Source organism: bacterium, from assembly GCA_035530055.1.
Classification (GTDB): Bacteria; UBA6262; WVXT01; order WVXT01; family WVXT01; genus WVXT01.
The window spans coordinates 1-3,963 of sequence record DATKVN010000076.1; the positions used below are offsets into that span (position 1 = coordinate 1).

General features: G+C 42.5%; 3 protein-coding genes and 1 tRNA gene. All 4 read left to right on the forward strand.

The genetic code is table 11. The annotated features are described in order from the left end of the window. On the forward strand, positions 1-619 hold a 619-nt coding region (gene panB / locus VMW39_06085; protein HUW23579.1), incomplete at its 5' end, for a 3-methyl-2-oxobutanoate hydroxymethyltransferase. Positions 620-668: 49 nt separating this feature from the next. Further along, positions 669-2,999 (forward strand): AsmA-like C-terminal region-containing protein, encoded by a 2,331-nt coding sequence (locus VMW39_06090; GenBank protein ID HUW23580.1) that lies wholly within the window; start codon positions 669-671, stop codon positions 2,997-2,999. Positions 3,000-3,215: 216 nt separating this feature from the next. Further along, positions 3,216-3,288, forward strand: a tRNA-Ala gene (locus VMW39_06095). 54 nt (positions 3,289-3,342) lie between these two features. Continuing rightward, positions 3,343-3,963: hypothetical protein (locus tag VMW39_06100; GenBank protein ID HUW23581.1), on the forward strand; the 621-nt coding region annotated here is incomplete at its 3' end.

Below are 3,963 nucleotides of genomic sequence, written 5' to 3' on the forward strand. Positions count from 1 at the left end.
CAATACTTTTGTTATTGGCGATATGCCATTTATGTCTTACCAGGAATCCGTAGAGAAGGCAATATATAATGCCGGAAGATTTTATAAAGAAGCAGGTGCGGATGCTATCAAACTTGAAGGTGGAAGGAGAATAATTAATCAAATTAAAGGGATTGTAAATGCAGGAATGGTAGTAATGGGTCATATTGGATTGACTCCTCAAAGTTCAGGCCAGTTAGGAGGATTCAAAGCTCAGGGTAGAACTGCTGAAACTGCCATGGAGTTAATTTTGGATGCCAAAGCGATTGAAGAAACGGGTGCTTTTGCTATTTTGCTTGAGGCTATACCGCCAGAAGTAGGAAAGATTATCACCGAAAGAAGTCAGATACCTGTTTTAAGTATTGGTGCAGGAATCGATTGCGATGGCCAACTGGTGATTGTTGGTGATATGCTGGGATTGTTTGAAGCATTCACTCCTAAATTTGTGAAAAAATATGCTTCTTTGAGTGACGATATTACAGAGGCATTTAGGAAATATGTACAGGATATAAAGGAAAAGAAGTTTCCCGAAGAGAAACACACATATCAAATGTTACCCGGCGAGAAAGAAAAACTTGAGAAAATGGTATCAGGGATGTAATTGGAGCCTTCCGAAAGGAAAGCAATTTATTAAGAAGGAAGGTTAAAAGATGAAAAAATTCAAGAAAATTCTGCTTATTCTTTTTCTTATTTCGCTATTTGTCTTTGTGGGAGGAACAATTGCTTTAAGGATTGCATTTCCTCCGGCAAAGGTGAAAGCTATGTTGATAGCCAGGATGTCTGAGGCCCTCCACAGGCAGGTAGAAATAGAAAGTATCTCCGTTGGTCTCAGAGGACTTAGAGTCAAAGATTTCAAAATCTCCGAGAAGCCGTCATTCGACAAAGGGACCTTTGTGCAGGCGGGACAGTTTCTGGTAAGGCCCAAACTTCTCCCCCTGCTTAAAAAGCAGATTTCCATAAGCGAAGTTACGCTCATCTCTCCAGAAATAAATATTATGAGAAATGTGGACGGCTCATTTAATTTCAGCGACCTTATGGTAGAGAAAATACCTGAGGCAAAGAAAGAAGAAAAGGCGGAAAAGATAGAAAAGGGTCCGCCGGCAAAAATTAAACCCATAGCCTTCTCTTTCCTCGTATCGAAAGTAACCATATCCGGGGGAGAGGTGAAATTTGTGGACAGGACGCCACAGAAGCTATCGGCAGATTTGAAGAATATTAACCTGAGTGTTTATGGCATTTCGCTTGTTTCACCTTTCTTTGTGGAAGCCTCTTTTGATGTGGCAAAGGAGAAATTGGAGGGTTCTCTTGCCTTTAAAGGAAGTGTTGACATAAAAGAAGGGAGTATCAAGATTAAGGAATCTTTAGCGACTATAGCTGGCGCAGGAATAGGAGCTACCGGGAGTGTGGAAAAGTTTATGGAGCCAGAGAAGCTCTCCTTTGCAATTAATATAAAAAGTGAAGATTTTGCGCTGGAGAAGCTTTCCAAGACATTTCCTTTCTCCGGAGATTTTCTAATGTCTGGCGAGCCGGATATAAGCGCAGATATCTCCGGGAATTTGAACAAAATTAAGATTAAAGGCAATATTGGTATTAGAAAAGTCGAGGCATTGTTTAAGGACTTATTCCATAAGCCTTCTGGTATAGACGGGGGGATGGGAATTGATATTGTCCTTGAAGACAATAACATTCTGAAGTTGAACTCAATATCAATAGCTCTTGGTGAGATGAAAGCTTCTGCCTCCGGGAAGGTGGTAGGGCTTAAGGAGGAGAGGAGACTCAATCTTAAAGTTTCTCTGGAAAAATTTGATATGAAATCGCTTCATGAGTTAGTCCCTCTCGCCAAGAACTACGGGCTTTCCGGAAAGGTGGCAGGAGAGACAAAGATTTCCGGTGTACCGAAATCGATAGATATTTCCGGAAGAATGGGCGTAGAAAATGTAGAATCAGCTCAGGAACAGATAAGTGTGAAACTGGACAGGTCTAATTTGGAATATTCAGGAAATGTCCTGAATTTCAAGAAGCCGAAGGTCGATTTCAATCTGGATGTAGGGACGGTGGAAGTGAAGGTGGCGGAGGAACCGAAAAAGCCAAAGGAAGGGAAGCCAGGAGCAAAGGAAACGAAAGAAGAGCCACCTGCTGTAAAAGGGAAGCCATCTCCTAAAATCGGGATTCCACCAGATGCTACCGTCTCAGGGAAACTCAAACTGAAGAAACTAATATTTCAGAATTATCAGATATCTGATTGTTCGGCAACACTGGACGTCGCTAAATCGATGCTGAGTCTCAAATTGCTCTCTCTATCAGCATATGATGGTAGTATGAAAGGCTCTCTCTCAGCCGACCTTGGAGATACTTCTTTAGAGCAGCTCAAATTCGGTCTCGATAGTGACATTAAGAATATCGATATGCATAAGGTTATCCAATCTACGGGCCGGAAATTGAAAGGGGAGTTTTATGCTATGGCTTCCGGAAACATGAAATTATCTGGAACGGGAAAAGATTTTTCTAAATTGAATGGTTCGGGTCTCGTGGAGATAAAAGATATGAAGATAAAAGGGATAAAGATTCTGGACAGAATTGCCTCTGCTGCCAAAATTCCTGAACTTAAAGAGACAAATTTTAAATCGGCAAGAGGGAATCTTACCATCAAAGAAGGAAAGGTATATCTTACAGACGTGAAAACGGAAGGTGGAGATAAAATGGATGCTTATTGTTCCGGCAATGCTGACCTGGTTAAGAAGACGCAGGATATAAAAGGTGATATCAAGTTTGCCAAGCAATACTCCGGGGGAGATTTTGCCAAATATGCCGGTGACGCTGAAGGACGGGTAACTGTGCCATTTAAGATTGCCGGAACATTTGAAGACCCGAAGGTTAATCTCGACTGGGGCAAATTGACCAAGGAGGCAGCAGAAAAAGCTGGCAAAGATATTTTGAAAAAGGGAATAGAGGAAGGCTTAAAAAAACTTTTTAAGAAGTAGTATAGCCGCAAAGTGGTAGTCGCAACCTTCAGGTTGCGTTTATATGCGCAGGCTGAAGCCTGCGACTACCATAGGCGACGGTAGTATAATAAATAAGGGTGGGATAATGGGAGAGCCTCCAAGAGAGGGGGATAACAGTCCCGATTGAAAATCGGGACGCAAGGGGGGAGAACATGGTTCTCCCACTTGAGAGGCTTGAGCGGAGCGAAAGCCGACGGGGCAGTAGTTCAGTTGGGAGAACGCTTCCCTCGCACGGAAGAGGTCAGGGGTTCGAATCCCCTCTGCTCCACAGAATTATGGGGACACAATACTTAATTAGAGTGATTATTCGAAAGGGGTCAGAGTGATTAAATGTCCGAAATGTGGTTATGAGAACAAGGACAATGCATTATACTGCGGGATGTGCTACGAACCATTCAGGAAAAAGGCAGAACCTCCCGAATTTTCTGGACCCGAAGAAGAAAAAGGTCCCTCTTTGCAAAAAGATGTATGTGTTAACCATCCAGATCGCCCGGCGCAGGGATTCTGCGCAGTCTGTCAACGAGATTTCTGTTTTGACTGTCTTCGGGATAAAGACGGGCAATTAGTGTGCAGTCAATGTTATTCAGGAGTGATACCAGAAGGGATAAGATACAGGCAAAAGGTCATCCGGGACCAATATGGGATAATCGCTCCTAAAAAGGGTTTTTTCCGTAAATGCTGGGAAATAATTATACATCCCAGGAAATTTTTTGCAGAATTACCTCAGGAAGGTGGTTTTGGCGCACCGATAAAATTTTATATAGTAGCATTAGGTTTGATGCTTGCGGCAATTTGCATGCCTACATTAATATTTTCTCTAGCCAAGCCGATGAATCAACTCGCCGCCCTGATGGGAGTGGGGATTTTGTTCTTAATCTTCTCTTTAGTTGGCTTGTTGGGCATATTGGGTCTTTTTATTAATGCGGGTATTTACCATTTCTTT